The following is a 16,330-nucleotide window of genomic DNA, read 5'->3' as shown; positions in this document are numbered from 1 at the left end:
GACCCGCGTCGGTCACTTCTCCTCGGGCGGCTGCCCCTCCCCGTTGACCTGGGTGCTCTTGGCGTGGGTGCTCTTGGCGTGGGTGCCTTTCACGTGGCTGTTCTTGACGTGGGTGCTCTTCACGTGGGTGCGCAGCCGGGCCGACACGTCCTCCGGCGGCAGGAAGCGGGACCAGCGCTCCGGGAACTCGGAGGGCATGTCGGGGTCGGCCTCGCCCGCGGCGGTGGCACGGGCGACGTACTCGGCGACCTGGGCCTGCCGCAGCCGCTCGTTGGCCTCGCGGGCCGCGGCGGTGGCGGCGGCCGGCCAGACCCGGTCGATGGCGGCGTTGACCGCGGCCCCGACGAGCACGGCGAACGCGGACACGCCGATCCACAGCAGCACGGCGACGGGCGCGGCGAGGGAGCCGTAGATCGTGGGGCCCTCGACCGTGCTGGTCAGGTAGATCCGCAGCAGGAAGCTGCCGAGGACCCACATGCCGAGGGCGACGAGCGCGCCGGGCACGTCCTCGATCCACGGGGAGCGGACGGGGACGGACACGTGGTACAGCGTGGTCAGGAAGGCGATCGACAGGAGGATGACCACCGGCCAGTACAGGACCTGGACGACCGTCGTCGACCACGGCACGATCCGCACCACCGCGTCCGGACCGGCCACCATCAGCGGCAGCGCGACGGAGCCGATCAGCAGGGCCACGATGAACAGCAGGAAGGCCATGAGGCGGGTCTTGACGATGCCCCGGACGCCGTCGAGGCCGTACATGACGGTGATGGTGTCGATGAAGACGTTCACCGCGCGGGAGCCGGACCACAGGGCGAACAGGAAACCGATGGAGATGACGTCGGGCCGGCCGCCCTTCGTCACGTCGTGCAGGATCGGCTCCGCGATCTCCCGTACGCCCCGGTCGGACAGCACCGTGCGGGCGGCTTCCAAGAGGTTGGTCTGGAGGCTCTGGATGGTGTCGGCGCCGGTCCAGGCGTCGACGTAGCCGAGCAGTCCGATCATGCTCAGCAGCAGCGGCGGCACCGACAGCAGCGTGAAGAACGCGGCCTCGGCCGCGAGGCCCAGGATGCGGTACTCGACGCAGGAGTTGACGGTGTCCTTGAGCAACAGCCAGGCGGTCCTGCGCTTGGAGACGTTCCGGTAGAGGGCCCGCGCCCGGTGGAGGCGCCCGGAAGGCGTGTCGGGGGTTTCACTTGCTGGCTGCACCCCCTAACGGTATCCGTCGAGCCCGACCCCACTCACCCACAGGCCGGGTCTTCGCGGACCGGGTCGGGTCCGCCGGGTGCCAAGGTGCTACCGCGGGGTACTTTCGCAGCATGGCAGGCAGCACCCACACCGTGACGAACCAGGTCCCGCCGCTGGTCGGCTACGACGTCTTCTCCGCCGACCGGGCCCTGGCCGCCGCGGTCGACCGGCATCTGGATCCGGACGTGCGCGAGGAGGTCCTCGGCGAGCTGACGGCGCTCGGCCGGACCTCCGGCTCGGCCCAGGTGCAGGACTGGGGGAGGCTGGCCAACGAGAACCCGCCGCGGCTCCTGACGCACGACCGGTACGGCAACCGCATCGACGAGGTCGAGTTCCACCCTTCGTGGCACCGGCTGCTCGGCAAGGGCGTCTCGGCCGGTCTGACGGCGGCGTGGGGCCGGCCGGCCGGGCATCTGCGGCGGGCCGCCGCCTTCCTGGTGTGGACACAGGTCGAGGCGGGCAACGGCTGCCCGCTGTCCATGACGCACGCGGCGGTGCCCGCCCTGCGCACCGACCCCGACCTGGCCGCCGAGTGGGAACCGCGGCTGACGTCCATGGTCTACGACCAGGAGCTGCGGCCCGCGCGCCTCAAGGCCGGGGCGCTGTTCGGGATGGGCATGACGGAGAAGCAGGGCGGCAGCGACGTACGGGCGAACACCACGTCGGCGCGGCCGCTCGCCGAGGACGGGACGTACGAACTGACCGGGCACAAGTGGTTCTGCTCGGCGCCCATGTCCGACGGTTTCCTGGTGCTGGCGCAGGCTCCGGGCGGACCGACCTGCTTCCTGGTGCCGCGGGTGCTGGAGGACGGCACCCGCAACGTGTTCCGGATCCAGCGGCTCAAGGACAAGCTCGGCAACCGGTCGAACGCCTCCGGTGAGGTCGAGTTCGACGGGACGTGGGCGCGTCGGGTCGGTGGGGAGGGGCGCGGGGTGCGCACCATCATCGAGATGGTCGCGGCGACCCGGCTCGACTGCGTGCTCGGCTCGGCCGGGCTGATGCGGCAGGCCGTGGCGCAGGCGGTGCACCACTGCACGTATCGCGAGGCGTTCGGCGGGAAGCTCGTCGACAAGCCGCTCATGCGCAACGTCCTGGCCGACCTCGCGATCGAGTCGGAGGCGGCGACGACCCTGGCGCTGCGGCTCGCGGCGGCCTGGGACGACGGCGGCGAGCAGGAGCGGGCGCTGCTGCGGATCGCGGTGCCGGCCGCCAAGTACTGGGTGACCAAGCGGTGCCCGCCGGTCGCGGTGGAGGCCGCTGAGTGCCTCGGCGGCAACGGGTACGTGGAGGAGTCCGGGATGCCCCGCCTGGTGCGCGAGTCGCCGCTGAACTCGGTCTGGGAGGGCGCGGGCAACGTCCAGGCGCTGGACGTGCTGCGCGCGTTGCAGCGGGAGCCGGGCGCGCTGGACGCGTATCTGCGGGAGGTGGGGCAGGCGCGCGGCGCCGATCACCGCCTCGACGCGGCCATCAAGGATCTGCTGACCGAACTCGCCGATCTGGAGGGCGTGGAAGGGCGGGCGCGGCGGCTGGCGGAGCGGCTCGCGCTGGTGCTCCAGGGCTCGCTGCTGGTCCGTTTCGCGCCACCGCAGGTCGCCGACGCGTTCTGCGCGGGGCGGCTCGGCGGTGACGGGGGCGCGGTCTTCGGGACGCTGCCGCACACGCTGGACCTGGCGTCGGTGGTGGAGCGGGCCCGGCCGGTGTCCTGATCCGGTCCGCTTGCGCGTACGCGGAAAGCGGGGGTGGTGCTGCGCCGACACGGCACCACCCCCGCCGCACTGGCCCGTTCGAGCCACGGAACACCGCTCGGGACGGCGCCGCTCAAGTTTCAGACACGGCCGGGCTGTCCACCAGGGTTGCAAGGGGTTGCAACTTGCTGCTGACTGTGTGCGGACCGTGCGCGCATCCCTCGGGCAGGCGGCACTATGAGACGGACAGTCAAAAGCGACACCGGGGGGCGCACGCGGATGGACGTCACGCACTTGGCCGCCGTGGACAGCTCGCGCGCGGCCCGGGTCCTCGCGCAGGTCCGCTCCGCCCGGCTGGCCGGGCAGCCCGCTCCGGTGTCGCCGCGTCCGGTGATCGAGCGGTCCTGGGAGCGGATGATGCGCAGCGGCGTCGACCCGGACCACGACGTCCGGGCGGATCCGCTGTCCCGCGAGGAGGTGCAGCGGCGGCGCGAGGCGTCGACTTTGCGCCATGTGCTGCCGGTCCTGCGGGAGGAACTGCTGGCGGTCGCGGACGTCGCGCACCACATCATGGTGGTGGCCGACGAGGACGGCCGGGTGCTGTGGCGCGAGGGCAGTCCGCCGGTGCTGCGCAAGGCCGACGGGCTCGGTTTCGAACTCGGCGCGGACTGGCGTGAGGACGTCGTCGGCACGAACGGGGTGGGCACCCCGGCGGTGGTGCGCCGGCCGGTGCAGGTCTTCGCCTCCGAGCACTTCGTGCGCTCCCAGGCCGGCTGGACGTGTGCGGGCGCTCCGCTGACGGATCCGCGGGACGGCCGGCTGCTCGGCGTGGTCGACGTGAGCGGTCCGCTGGAGACGATGCATCCGGCCACGCTCGCCTGGGTCGGCTCGGTGGCCAAGCTGGCCGAGGCCCGGCTGCGGGAGATGCACGTGGAGTCGCTGGAGCGGCTGCGCGCGGTGGCGGCGCCGGTGCTGGCCCGGATCAACGGCCGCGCCCTGGCCGTCGACAGGGACGGCTGGACCGCCGCGGTCAGCGGGATGCCGTACGTGCGGCGTGTGGCCCTGCCGAAGTCGCTGTCACCGGGCCCGAGATGGCTGCCGGCGCTGGGGCTGTGCTCGGTGGAGCCGCTGGCCGGGGGCTGGCTGGTCTCGGCGACCGCGGAGGAGCCGGTGCCGCGCGGCCCGGCCCGGATCGTGCTGGACCTCCGGCAGGCGCGGCGCTGGTCGGTCGAGGTGGTCGGTCCGGCGGGTTCCTGGACCCGGGAACTGAGCCCCCGGCACGCGGAGTTGCTGTACCTCCTCGCGGTACACCGCTCCGGCCGCAGCGCCTCGGGCCTGGCCGGGGACGTGTTCGGCGACCCCGCCCGCACGGTGACGGTGCGTGCCGAGATGTCGCGGGTACGGCGGTATCTGGGGGCGTTCCTGGAGCACCGGCCGTACCGGTTCGCGGAGGACGCCGAGGTGGAGGTGCTGCTTCCGGACGACCCGCGGGATCTGCTGCCGCACTCGACCGCACCGGCGGTGAGCAGGCAGCGCGGGTCCGCATCGGCACCCTGAGGTTCACCGCGTGTGCCGTACAAGCCGCCCCGAGGGGTGCATCTTTCGCATATTTGCAGCGTCTTCGTCCCCCGCACCGCTCACCTGCCGTAGCATCCCTCTACGGACCACCCCACCTGCTCCTCCGTCAACGTACGGATCACCAGGCGCAGTTGGTCCGTCTCGGGAGGATGTTATGAAGCATCGCGGCAGACACCGGCGGCGCAGGCGGGGCAGGGCGCTGCGCGCGACCCTGGCCGGGACGGCCCTCGCGCTCACCGCCGCCGCCACCCTGATCAGTGCCTCGCAGGCCACCGTCGCCGACGCCCCCGGGGCTCTCGAGCCGGTCGCGTCCGACGAGGCCGGGCGGCTTCCGCTGGTCGAGCACCGGGTGCCCGGGCGGTGGCTGGACCGGCTCGCGTCGCAGATGGGCCGGCCCGTCGGTGTGGGCACGGTGCTGGACAGCGCCGACCGCCCGCTGCGGAGCGCGGCCGACTGCCCGGACACCGAGAAGCACAGCCTGCCGGTGAAGCCGGCGGCCACGCGCGCGTACTGCTTCGGCGCCTCCGACACCCGGGGCTGGCGGGCCGGCGCGGTCACCACCTCCGGCGACGCGGATGACGACGGCCGCTGGGGAGGGAACCGTGTGATCCTCTCCGGCTGGACCCGCGGCGCCGCCGAGGGCGGCTCCATGGACGGCCCGGCCCCCGGGCAGGGCCTGGCCAAGGTCGCCTTCGTCGACGCCGACGACCCCGCCCGGCTGCGCTACACCTGGGCCTTGCTGGCCGTTCCGGTGGACGGCGGGCAGGACTACCGGGGGCTGGTCTCCCCGCTGTCCGGCATGGTCTGGTACCAGGACAAGCTGCTGGTGACGACCCGCGAGCACGACCGGGACGCGCTGTACGTGTACGACATGGACCGCATCCAGCGCGCCACCGTCGAGTCCGACGCGGTCGGCCGGGTCCGGGGCGGCTGGGCGGCGCACGGCTACCGGTACGTACTGCCCGCCGTGGCCTCGTACACCCTGCCCGGCGGCGGCGACGGGTCCCGCCCGGCCGCCGTCTCCCTGGACCGCAGCACCTCCCCCGACAGCCTGGTCGCGAGTGAGTGGGTGCCCGCGGACGGCGACCGGCGCACCCGGCTGTGGCGCTACGCACTGAGCCGGGACCCGGCCCGCTCCGGCCCGCTGACCACCGACTCCTCCGGGGAGGCGGCCCCCGTCGAGGCGTACGAGACGAAGACGGCCGATGTGCGGGGCGTGCTGGCGTACCGCTCGCGCTGGTACCTGGACCGCGCGGCCGGCAACCCGGGCGGGCACGGGACCCTGTGGCGCCAGGACACCGAGGGCGCGCGGGCGACGGAGTGCGGGACGGACGAGACACGGCACTGCTGGAGCGGCTCGTCCGGTTCCCTCTCCTACTGGGAGGAGACCGGCGAGGTCTGGTCCCAGTCGGGGCGGATGCTGTTCGCGCTGCCCCTGGCGTCGATCGACCGGGCGCTGGACTGACCGGGGCCGCCCGCCCGACCGGGGACCGATCGACAGACGTGCGGGTCAGATGATTTTCTGGCCCGCATGACCACCATCGCCGTGACCACTTGGTCCCTGGAGCAGACCGCCCCGACCGACCTGCTGCCGGCCGCCGCGCCGGACGGGGACGTCCGGGTCGTCCGCTCCGAGGTGCCCTCGCCCGAGTTCAGCCGGTTCCTGTACGCGTCGGTGGGCGGCGACATCCTGTGGACGGACCGGCTCGGCTGGTCGTACGCGCGGTGGGTGGAGCATTTGGAGCGGCCCGGCGTGGAGACGTGGGTGGCGTACGACCGGGGCACGCCGGCGGGGTACGTGGAGCTGGAGGCGCAGGACGACGCGGTCGTGGAGATCGTCTACTTCGGGCTGCTCCCCGCCTTCCGGGGCCGGCGCATCGGCGGGCACCTGCTGTCGTACGGCACGGCCCGGGCCTGGGACCTCGCGGACCGCTGGGCGGGACTGGCGCCGACGAAACGGGTCTGGCTGCACACGTGCAGCAAGGACGGCGAGCACGCGATGGACAACTACCGGCGGCGGGGCTTCAAGCTGTTCGACACCAAGGTCGAGGAGGAGTCGGAAGGTGCCGCTCCGGGACCGTGGCCTGGGGCGTTCCCCGCCTGACCTGGACGGACACCTCGGGAGCGCCCGATGTGACCAAGGACACCCTTGTCTTGCTCTGCGAGACAAGGGTGTCCGCATCTTGGACGAAGCTGGACTGTGTCCAGATCGCCGTGACACGCTTCCGTCATGTCCGGAACTGGAATTGCCTTGGTGAGTCGGCGGCACGTCGACCTCGGCCGCATGTCCAGCGCCATCTGTACGGCGCACTGAGCGTACTCAGCCCGCGCCCGACATCTTCTTCCCTGCCTCACTCCCGCGCAACGACGCGCCCTATGCCCATGCGCCCGCGCGCGCAGGTCAGAGCCGCTTTCCCGCCTGTCCCGAAGGACGTATCAACCATGGCCGCCACCCCGCAGAAGCCTGCCGCCGCGACTCCCCGCCGCAAGGTGAGCCGTCACCGCGGTGAGGGTCAGTGGGCGATGGGGCACCACACCCCGCTGAACGGCAACGAGCAGTTCAAGAAGGACGACGACGGTCTCAATGTGCGGACACGCATTGAGACGATCTACTCCAAGCGGGGCTTCGACTCGATCGACCCGAACGACCTGCGCGGCCGCATGCGCTGGTGGGGGCTGTACACCCAGCGCAAGCCCGGGATCGACGGCGGCAAGACGGCGATCCTGGAGCCGGAGGAGCTGGACGACGAGTACTTCATGCTGCGCGTCCGGATCGACGGCGGGGCACTGACCACGCGGCAGCTGCGGGTCATCGGCGAGATCTCACAGGAGTTCGCGCGCGGCACCGCCGACATCACCGACCGGCAGAACGTCCAGTACCACTGGATCCGGATCGAGGACGTGCCCGAGATCTGGAACCGGCTGGAGGGCGTGGGCCTGTCCACGGTCACGGCCTGCGGCGACACCCCGCGTGTGATGATCGGCTCGCCGGTGGCGGGTATCGCCGAGGACGAGATCATCGACGGCACCCCGGCGCTGGAGGAGATGAAGCGCCGCGTCCTGAACAACCCGGCGTACTCGAACCTCCCCCGCAAGTTCAAGACCGCCATCTCGGGTTCGCCGGTGCTGGACGTGGTGCACGAGATCAACGACGTCGCGTTCGTCGGCGTGGAGCACCCCGAGCACGGCCCCGGCTTCGACGTGTGGGTCGGCGGCGGGCTGTCCACCAACCCCAAGCTGGGCGTGCGGCTGGGCACCTGGGTGTCGATCGACGACGTGCCGGACGTCTACGAGGGCGTCATCTCCATCTTCCGTGACTACGGCTACCGCCGGCTGCGCACCCGCGCCCGCCTGAAGTTCCTCGTCGCGGACTGGGGCGCCGAGAAGTTCCGCCAGGTCCTGGAGGACGAGTACCTGAAGCGCAAGCTGGTCGACGGCCCGGCTCCCGAGCAGCCGTCGCAGCTGTGGCGCGACCACATCGGTGTGCACCGGCAGAAGGACGGCCGGTTCTACGTCGGCTTCGCCCCGCGCGTGGGACGCGTCGACGGCGCGACGCTCACGAAGATCGCCGACCTCGCGGAGGCTCACGGCTCGGGCCGGGTGCGCACCACCGTCGAGCAGAAGATGATCGTCCTCGATGTCGAGGAGAACCAGGTCGAGTCGCTCGTCGAGGCCCTGGAGGCGCTCGACCTGACCGCCCGGCCCTCCTCGTTCCGGCGCGGCACCATGGCCTGCACCGGCATCGAGTTCTGCAAGCTCGCCATCGTCGAGACCAAGCAGCGCGGCTCGCAGCTGATCGACGAACTGGAGCGGCGCCTGCCGGACTTCGACGAGCCCCTCACCATCAACCTCAACGGCTGCCCGAACGCCTGCGCCCGTATCCAGGTCGCGGACATCGGTCTCAAGGGCCAGCTCATGCTCAACGACCAGGGCGAGCAGGTCGAGGGCTACCAGGTGCACCTGGGCGGCGCCCTCGGTCTGGAGGCCGGCTTCGGCCGCAAGGTGCGCGGTCTGAAGGTCACCTCCGAGGAACTGCCGGACTACGTCGAGCGCGTCCTGAAGCGGTTCCAGGCCGAGCGCGAGGACGGCGAGCGGTTCGCCGCGTGGGCGTCGCGGGCGAGCGAGGAGGCCCTGTCGTGAGCGAGCGAGCGGCCCCGTTCTACTGCCCCTACTGCGGCGACGAGGACCTGCGTCCGAGCGAGGCCGCCGAGGGCCGGCACGGCGCGTGGGAATGCGCGGCGTGCAGCCGGGCCTTCTCGCTGAAGTTCCTCGGGCTGCTGGCCCAGGGGCTGAAGCGATCCGACTCCGGAGGGGCACAGACATGACGACCGTTCAGGAAGAGCGCACCGCCGAGGATCTGAAGAAGCTCGCCGAGCAGGCGGGCCGCGATCTGGAGGACGCCTCCGCGCTGGAGATCCTCCAGTGGGCGGCCGAGACGTTCGGCAAGCGCTTCTGCGTGACCTCCTCGATGGAGGACGCGGTGGTCGCCCACCTCGCCGCCCGCGCCATGCCCGGCGTCGACGTGGTCTTCCTCGACACCGGCTACCACTTCGAGGAGACCATCGGCACCCGCGACGCGGTCGAGGCCGTGATGGACGTCAACCTCATCACGCTCACCCCGGTTCAGACGGTCGCCGAGCAGGACGCCGAGTACGGCCCGAAGCTGCACGACCGCGACCCCGACCTGTGCTGCAAGCTGCGCAAGGTCCAGCCGCTGGAGCAGGGCCTGAAGGGCTACCAGGCCTGGGCCACCGGTCTGCGCCGCGACGAGTCCCCGACCCGGGCGAACACCCCGGTGGTCGGCTGGGACGAGAAGCGGCAGAAGGTCAAGATCTCGCCGATCGCCCGCTGGACCCAGGACGACGTGGACGCCTACGTCACCGAGCACGGCGTGCTGACGAACCCGCTGCTGATGGACGGCTACGCCTCCGTCGGCTGCGCCCCCTGCACGCGCCGGGTCCTTCAGGGCGAGGACGCGCGCGCCGGCCGCTGGGCGGGCCGGAACAAGACCGAGTGCGGGCTGCACGGATGACGACGACGATTCAGGAGAGTGACGTGACGACCGGAGCCACCGTCTGGCTCACGGGTCTGCCGAGCGCCGGCAAGACCACGATCGCCTACGAACTGGCCGGCCGGCTCCGCGAGGAGGGCCGGCGGGTCGAGGTGCTCGACGGCGACGAGATCCGCGAGTTCATCTCGGCGGGCCTCGGCTTCAGCCGCGAGGACCGGCACACCAACGTGCAGCGCATCGGCTTCGTCGCCGAACTGCTCGCCCGCAACGGCGTGCTCGCCCTCGTCCCGGTCATCGCGCCGTACCAGGACAGCCGGGACGCGGTGCGCAAGCGGCACCAGGCGAACGGGACGGCGTACGTCGAGGTGCACGTGGCCACGCCGGTCGAGGTGTGCAGCGAGCGGGACGTGAAGGGCCTGTACGCCAAGCAGGCCGCGGGTGAGCTCACCGGGCTCACCGGTGTCGACGACCCGTACGAGGCGCCCGAGTCGCCCGACCTGCGCATCGAGTCGCAGAACCAGACCGTGCGGGAGTCCGCGGCTGCCGTGTACGCCCTGCTGACCGAAAGGGGACTGGCATGACGACCGTCGCCACCGTTTCCGAGGAGACCGACAGCCCGTACGCGCTGTCGCACCTCGACGCCCTCGAGTCCGAGGCGGTGCACATCTTCCGCGAGGTGGCGGGCGAGTTCGAACGGCCGGTGATCCTCTTCTCCGGCGGCAAGGACTCCATCGTCATGCTGCATCTGGCGCTGAAGGCCTTCCGGCCCGCGTCGGTGCCGTTCTCGCTGCTGCACGTGGACACCGGGCACAACTTCCCCGAGGTCCTCGACTACCGCGACCGCACGGTGGAGAAGCACGGGCTGCGGCTGCACGTCGCCTCCGTGCAGGACTACATCGACCGCGGTGTGCTCAAGGAGCGCCCGGACGGCACCCGCAACCCGCTCCAGACGCTGCCGCTGACCGAGAAGATCCAGGCCGAGAAGTTCGACGCCGTCTTCGGCGGCGGCCGCCGCGACGAGGAGAAGGCCCGGGCCAAGGAGCGGGTGTTCTCCCTGCGCGACGAGTTCTCCCAGTGGGACCCGCGCCGCCAGCGCCCGGAGCTGTGGAACCTCTACAACGGCCGGCACGCGCCCGGTGAGCACGTCCGCGTGTTCCCGCTGTCCAACTGGACCGAGCTGGACGTGTGGCAGTACATCGCCCGCGAGGGCATCGAGCTGCCGCAGATCTACTACGCGCACGAGCGCGAGGTGTTCTCCCGCAGCGGCATGTGGCTGACCGCCGGCGAGTGGGGCGGGCCGAAGGACGGCGAGAGGGTCGAGAAGCGGCTCGTGCGCTACCGGACCGTGGGTGACATGTCCTGCACCGGCGCGGTGGACTCCGACGCCGACACCATCGAGAAGGTGATCGTGGAGATCGCCGCCTCCCGGCTCACCGAGCGCGGCGCCACCCGCGCCGACGACAAGATGTCCGAGGCCGCGATGGAAGACCGCAAGCGCGAGGGGTACTTCTAGAGATGAGCACCATCACGACCGAGGAACTCGCGGAGACCACCCTCCTGCGGTTCGCCACCGCCGGCTCCGTCGACGACGGCAAGTCCACCCTCGTGGGGCGGCTGCTGCACGACTCCAAGTCGGTCCTCACCGACCAGCTGGAGGCCGTGGAGCGGGTCTCCGCGAGCCGCGGCCAGGAGGCCCCGGACCTTGCGCTGCTGACGGACGGCCTGCGGGCCGAGCGGGAGCAGGGCATCACCATCGACGTGGCGTACCGCTACTTCGCCACGCCCCGGCGGCGGTTCATCCTCGCCGACACCCCGGGCCATGTGCAGTACACCCGCAACATGGTCACCGGCGCCTCCACCGCCGAGCTGACGGTGATCCTGGTCGACGCCCGCAACGGCGTCGTCGAGCAGACCCGCCGGCACGCGGCCATCGCCGCCCTGCTGCGCGTGCCGCACGCGGTCCTCGCGGTCAACAAGATGGACCTCGTCGGCTACGAGGAGAAGGTGTTCGCCGCCATCGCCGAGGAGTTCACGGCGTACGCGACCGAGCTGGGCGTCCCCGAGGTCACCGCGATCCCGATCTCGGCGCTCGTCGGCGACAACGTGGTGGAGCCTTCCGCGAACATGGACTGGTACGGCGGTCCGACGGTGCTGGAGCACCTGGAGACGGTGCCGGTCAGCCACGACCTGAGCCACTGCCACGCCCGGCTGCCCGTGCAGTACGTGATCCGGCCGCAGAGCCCGGACCACCCGGACTACCGGGGTTACGCCGGCCAGATCGCGGCCGGTTCGTTCCACGTCGGCGAGTCCGTCACGGTGCTGCCGTCGGGCCGCGCCTCGAAGATCTCCGGCATCGACCTGCTCGGTGAGCCGGTCGACGTGGCCTGGACGACGCAGTCGGTGACCCTCCTGCTGGAGGACGACATCGACATCTCGCGCGGCGACCTGATCGTGCCGAGCAAGGACGCGCCCGCGACCACGCAGGACATCGAGGCGACCGTCTGCCATGTCGCCGACGCCCCGCTGACGGTCGGGCACCGGGTGCTGCTCAAGCACGGCACGCGCACGGTCAAGGCGATCGTCAAGGACATCCCGTCCCGCCTCACGCTCGACGACCTGTCCCTGCACCCGCACCCGGGACAGCTCGTCGCCAACGACATCGGCCGGGTGAAGGTCCGTACCGCCGAGCCGCTGCCGGTCGACTCCTACGCCGACTCGCGGCGCACCGGCTCGTTCATCCTGATCGACCCGAACGACGGCACCACCCTGACCGCCGGCATGGTCGGCGAGTCCTTCGCCGCCCCGGAGCCGGTCAAGGACGAGTCCGAGGACGACGGGTGGGACTTCTGACATGACCTCCCCCGACTTCTACTCGATGTTCGCCAAGGAGGGCGGCCGCGTCGGCAGCGGTGCTCTGGGCAGCGGGCAGGGCGGAGTGGCGCGATGTGTGCGCTGACGTACGCGCACCGCTTGCGCGCCCTCACCCCCCACCGCCGTAGACGAAAACCTGCCGACCTCCCGGCCACGACCTGAGAGACCGTGACCGCCGGGCCTCCGAGAGGACCACCTCCCGTGCCTGCTTCATCCGCTCTTCGCCGCAGCCTCGCGGTCATAGCCGCACTTCCCCTGCTCACGCTGGCCGCCTGCGGTTACGGCTCCCAGGCCAAGGACGACGGCACCGCCAAGGTCGCCGCCGGGGCGAAGAAGATCGACGGTCTCGACAAGGTCAAGATCGGTTACTTCGGCAACCTCACCCACGGCACCGCGCTGGTGGGTGTGCAGAAGGGCATCTTCCAGAAGGCTCTCGGCGCCACCGAGGTCGAGTCGGCCATCTTCAACGCCGGCCCCTCGGAGATCGAGGCGCTCAACTCCGGTTCGATCGACATCGGCTGGATCGGCCCCTCCCCGGCGATCAACGGCTACGTCAAGTCGAACGGCAAGAACCTGCGCATCATCGGCGGTTCGGCGTCCGGCGGCGTGAAGCTGGTGGTGAACCCGGACAAGATCAAGTCGTTGAAGGACGTCAAGGGCAAGCGGATCGCGACGCCGCAGCTCGGCAACACGCAGGACGTGGCGTTCCTCAACTGGGTGGCCGATCAGGGCTGGAAGGTCGACCCGCAGAGCGGCAAGGGCGACGTCACGGTCGTCCGCAGCGACAACAAGGTCACCCCGGACGCCTACAAGTCCGGTTCCGTGGACGGCGCGTGGGTGCCGGAGCCGACCGCGTCGAAGCTGGTCGCCGAGGGCGGCAAGGTGCTGCTCGACGAGTCGACGCTGTGGCCGGACAAGAAGTTCGTGATCACGAACATCATCGTGCGGCAGCAGTTCCTGAAGGAGCACCCGAAGGTCGTCGAGGCCGTGCTGAAGGGCTCGGTCGAGACCAACAAGTGGATCAACGCCAACCCGGACGCGGCGAAGGAAGCGGCGAACAAGCAGCTGGAGCAGGACTCCGGCAAGGCGCTCCCGGCCGACGTGCTGGACCCGGCGTGGAAGTCGATCCGCTTCACCGACGACCCGCTGGCCTCCACGCTCAACACCGAGGCGGAGCACGCGGTGAAGGCGGGGCTGCTGCAGAAGCCGGACCTGAAGGGCATCTACGACCTCGCGCCGCTGAACAAGGTCCTCAAGGCCGAGGGCGAGCCCGCGGTCGACGACGCCGGTCTCGGCGCGAAGTAAGCCCTCATCCCGAATCCGCATGGTGAAGAGTTCCCAGGAGGTGACGACCATGGCCACGACCCTCGCCGAGGCCGCCGACGGCACCGAGGCGGCCACGCACGCCGCCCGGATCGCACACGTGTCGAAGTCGTTCGCAGGGCCCGCCGGGCAGCAGCTCGTCCTGGACGACATCACCCTCGATGTCGCGCCCGGAGAGTTCGTCACCCTCCTGGGGGCCTCGGGCTGCGGCAAGTCCACGCTGCTCAACCTGGTGGCGGGCCTGGACCGGCCCACCGCCGGCGAGATCGCCACGGACGGCCGCCCGGCGCTGATGTTCCAGGAGCACGCGCTGTTCCCGTGGCTGACCGCCGGCAAGAACATCGAACTCGCCCTGAAGCTGCGGGGCGTGCCGAAGGCCGAGCGCCGGGAGCGGGCCGAGGAGCTGCTCGCACTCGTCCGGCTGAAGGGCGCCCACGGCAAGCGGGTGCACGAGCTGTCGGGCGGTATGCGCCAGCGTGTGGCGCTCGCCCGGGCGCTCGCCCAGGAGAGCAAGCTGCTGCTGATGGACGAGCCGTTCGCGGCGCTGGACGCCATCACCCGGGACGTGCTGCACGACGAGCTGACCCGCATCTGGCGCGAGACGCAGCTGTCCGTCCTGTTCGTCACGCACAACGTGCGCGAGGCGGTCCGGCTCGCGCAGCGCGTGGTGCTGCTGTCCTCCCGTCCGGGTCGGATCGCACGCGAGTGGACCGTGGACATCGCGCATCCGCGCCGTATCGAGGACACCGCCGTGGCGGAGCTGTCCGTCGAGATCACCGAAGAACTGCGTGGGGAGATCCGCCGTCATGGCCAGCACTGATTCGACGACCGTCGCCAAGGACGGCAGCGATCTCGCCGGGCTGGAGGCGGGCCTCGACGCGCTGGAGACGCGGCAGACGGGCCGGACCCCGTTCCGGCAGACCCTCACCGAGAAGATCCTGCCGCCCGTCCTCGCCGTCGCCCTGGTGCTGGCGGCCTGGCAGGCGCTCGTCTCGTTCAAGGTCGTCGACGACCCGACCAAGCTGCCCGCCCCGTCCGCGGTGTGGGACGTCGTCCACACGGCGTGGCTCCAGGGCGAGCTGCTCGGCTACATCTGGACCAGCGTCTCGCGCGGTCTGCTCGGCTTCTGCCTCGCCCTGGTGATCGGCACGCCGCTGGGGTTGATCGTGGCCCGGGTGAAGTTCATCCGCGCGGCGATCGGTCCGATCCTGTCCGGCCTGCAGTCCCTGCCGTCGGTCGCCTGGGTTCCGCCGGCGGTGATCTGGCTGGGCCTGAACAACTCGATGATGTACGCGGTGATCCTGCTCGGCGCGGTCCCGTCGATCGCCAACGGCCTGGTCTCCGGCGTCGACCAGGTACCCCCGCTGTTCCTGCGCGCGGGCCGCACGCTGGGCGCGACGGGCCTGAAGGGCACCTGGCACATCGTGCTCCCGGCCGCACTTCCCGGTTACGTGGCGGGCCTGAAGCAGGGCTGGGCCTTCTCCTGGCGCTCCCTGATGGCCGCCGAGATCATCGCGTCCTTCCCCGACCTCGGCGTCGGCCTCGGCCAGCTGCTGGAGAACGGCCGCAACGCCAGCGACATGGCCATGGTGTTCGAGGCCATCCTTCTCATCCTCATCGTCGGCATCGCCATCGACCTGCTGATCTTCAGCCCGCTGGAGCGGTGGGTGCTGCGCAGCCGCGGCCTGCTGGTGAAGAACTGACGTCCATGATGAACAAGCCCGTCCTCCTCGTCATCGCCCACGGCAGCCGCGACCCGCGGCATGCCGCGACGGTGCACGCCCTGGTGCGCCGGGTGCGCTCGCTGCGCCCCGACCTACGGGTGGAGACGGGCTTCCTGGACTTCAACGTCCCCTCGGTGCAGGGCGTCCTGGAGTCCCTGGCGGTGCAGGGCGTCCGGGACGTCGTCGCCCTGCCCCTGCTCCTCACGCGGGCGTTCCACGCGAAGGCGGACATCCCCGCGGTCCTCGCGGCCGCGCCCCCGCAGCTGCGCATCCACCAGGCGGACGTCCTGGGCCCGTCCCCCCTGCTCCTGGCAGCGCTGGAACGGCGCCTGTTCGAGGCGGGTTTGACTCCCGCCGACAAGTCCTCGACCGGGGTCGTCCTGGCCTCGGCGGGGTCCACCGACCCGGAGGCGATCGCAGTGATCGCAGACATCGCGCGGGAGTGGCGGCACACCGGTTGGTGCGCCGTGCGGCCTGCGTTCGCCTCCGCATCCCTTCCCCGCACGCAGGACGCCGTCCGCGAACTCCGCGCACTCGGCTGCTCCCGGGTCGCCGTCGCCCCGTACGTCCTGGCCCCCGGCTTCCTCCCCGACCGCATCGCCCGTGGGGCGGCGCAGGCGGATGTCCTGGCGGACGTCCTGGGACCGGCGCCGGAGGTGGCGCGGGTGGTGCTGGAGCGGTACGAGGCGGCACGGGCGCCGTTGCCGGCGGCCGTGAGCGCCTGAGGGCTTCTCCGCCCGGTCCGCGACGTCCGGCCTTCACCCGGACCGCCTGCTGCGCCACGTGCCCCGCCGACCGGAACCGCCGTCCCGAGCGACCCGAACGGCCGTGTGTCCGGCGGGTGATCGGGTAGCGTCGGAGAGCGACGCCGACGGCTGATCCCGGCGCCG

The 16,330-nt window shown here is 71.5% G+C and carries 16 protein-coding genes; 15 read left to right on the top strand and 1 reads right to left on the bottom strand.

The window, feature by feature from the left end:
• Positions 1 to 12: 12 nt before the first annotated feature.
• Positions 13 to 1,209 (bottom strand): YihY/virulence factor BrkB family protein, encoded by a 1,197-nt coding sequence (locus ACIRDU_RS06355; protein WP_403575334.1) that lies wholly within the window; start codon positions 1,207 to 1,209, stop codon positions 13 to 15.
• A gap of 110 nt (positions 1,210 to 1,319) precedes the next feature.
• On the opposite strand from ACIRDU_RS06355, the gene ACIRDU_RS06350 reads away from it, so the two are divergent.
• From ACIRDU_RS06350 to ACIRDU_RS06280, 15 genes are all read left to right on the top strand, one after another.
• On the top strand, positions 1,320 to 2,954 hold the full coding sequence (locus ACIRDU_RS06350; RefSeq protein WP_403575332.1) for an acyl-CoA dehydrogenase family protein: 1,635 nt from the start codon (positions 1,320 to 1,322) through the stop codon (positions 2,952 to 2,954).
• Between the two features lie 258 nt (positions 2,955 to 3,212).
• Positions 3,213 to 4,490, top strand: a complete 1,278-nt coding sequence (locus ACIRDU_RS06345) for a GAF domain-containing protein (protein WP_403575330.1) — start codon at positions 3,213 to 3,215, stop codon at positions 4,488 to 4,490.
• Positions 4,491 to 4,665: 175 nt separating this feature from the next.
• Positions 4,666 to 5,976 carry a hypothetical protein gene (locus ACIRDU_RS06340; protein ID WP_403575327.1) on the top strand — a complete coding sequence of 437 codons (1,311 nt, stop codon included), beginning with the start codon at positions 4,666 to 4,668 and terminating at the stop codon, positions 5,974 to 5,976.
• A 66-nt stretch (positions 5,977 to 6,042) separates the two neighbouring features.
• On the top strand, positions 6,043 to 6,615 hold the full coding sequence (locus ACIRDU_RS06335; RefSeq protein WP_403575325.1) for a GNAT family N-acetyltransferase: 573 nt from the start codon (positions 6,043 to 6,045) through the stop codon (positions 6,613 to 6,615).
• 126 nt (positions 6,616 to 6,741) lie between these two features.
• Positions 6,742 to 6,825 carry a putative leader peptide gene (locus ACIRDU_RS06330; RefSeq protein WP_403577274.1) on the top strand — a complete coding sequence of 28 codons (84 nt, stop codon included), beginning with the start codon at positions 6,742 to 6,744 and terminating at the stop codon, positions 6,823 to 6,825.
• 128 nt (positions 6,826 to 6,953) lie between these two features.
• Positions 6,954 to 8,651 (top strand): nitrite/sulfite reductase, encoded by a 1,698-nt coding sequence (locus ACIRDU_RS06325; protein WP_403575322.1) that lies wholly within the window; start codon positions 6,954 to 6,956, stop codon positions 8,649 to 8,651.
• Positions 8,648 to 8,836, top strand: a complete 189-nt coding sequence (locus ACIRDU_RS06320) for a hypothetical protein (RefSeq protein ID WP_403575319.1) — start codon at positions 8,648 to 8,650, stop codon at positions 8,834 to 8,836. The genes ACIRDU_RS06325 and ACIRDU_RS06320 overlap by 4 nt, the downstream gene beginning before the upstream one ends.
• On the top strand, positions 8,833 to 9,543 hold the full coding sequence (locus tag ACIRDU_RS06315) for a phosphoadenylyl-sulfate reductase (protein ID WP_403575316.1): 711 nt from the start codon (positions 8,833 to 8,835) through the stop codon (positions 9,541 to 9,543). The genes ACIRDU_RS06320 and ACIRDU_RS06315 overlap by 4 nt, the downstream gene beginning before the upstream one ends.
• Before the next feature lie 23 nt (positions 9,544 to 9,566).
• Positions 9,567 to 10,103 carry an adenylyl-sulfate kinase gene (cysC, locus tag ACIRDU_RS06310; protein WP_403575313.1) on the top strand — a complete coding sequence of 179 codons (537 nt, stop codon included), beginning with the start codon at positions 9,567 to 9,569 and terminating at the stop codon, positions 10,101 to 10,103.
• Positions 10,100 to 11,035 carry a sulfate adenylyltransferase subunit CysD gene (cysD, locus tag ACIRDU_RS06305; protein ID WP_062929773.1) on the top strand — a complete coding sequence of 312 codons (936 nt, stop codon included), beginning with the start codon at positions 10,100 to 10,102 and terminating at the stop codon, positions 11,033 to 11,035. The genes cysC and cysD overlap by 4 nt, the downstream gene beginning before the upstream one ends.
• A gap of 2 nt (positions 11,036 to 11,037) precedes the next feature.
• A complete protein-coding gene (locus ACIRDU_RS06300) occupies positions 11,038 to 12,372 on the top strand; it encodes a sulfate adenylyltransferase subunit 1 (protein ID WP_403575310.1) in 1,335 nt (444 codons plus the stop codon).
• Between the two features lie 222 nt (positions 12,373 to 12,594).
• The gene (locus tag ACIRDU_RS06295) at positions 12,595 to 13,698 is read left to right on the top strand and encodes an aliphatic sulfonate ABC transporter substrate-binding protein (protein ID WP_403575307.1); all 1,104 of its coding nucleotides are present in this window, start codon (positions 12,595 to 12,597) and stop codon (positions 13,696 to 13,698) included.
• A gap of 49 nt (positions 13,699 to 13,747) precedes the next feature.
• Positions 13,748 to 14,536, top strand: a complete 789-nt coding sequence (locus ACIRDU_RS06290; RefSeq protein ID WP_403575304.1) for an ABC transporter ATP-binding protein — start codon at positions 13,748 to 13,750, stop codon at positions 14,534 to 14,536.
• Positions 14,523 to 15,419, top strand: a complete 897-nt coding sequence (locus tag ACIRDU_RS06285) for an ABC transporter permease (RefSeq protein ID WP_403575301.1) — start codon at positions 14,523 to 14,525, stop codon at positions 15,417 to 15,419. The genes ACIRDU_RS06290 and ACIRDU_RS06285 overlap by 14 nt, the downstream gene beginning before the upstream one ends.
• A gap of 5 nt (positions 15,420 to 15,424) precedes the next feature.
• Positions 15,425 to 16,165 (top strand): sirohydrochlorin chelatase, encoded by a 741-nt coding sequence (locus ACIRDU_RS06280; protein WP_403575298.1) that lies wholly within the window; start codon positions 15,425 to 15,427, stop codon positions 16,163 to 16,165.
• Positions 16,166 to 16,330: the final 165 nt, after the last annotated feature.

The sequence above is a fragment of the Streptomyces sp. NPDC093598 genome, from assembly GCF_044764825.1.
GTDB lineage: Bacteria > Actinomycetota > Actinomycetes > Streptomycetales > Streptomycetaceae > Streptomyces.
This window is presented reverse-complemented; position numbering and strand designations above follow the sequence as displayed.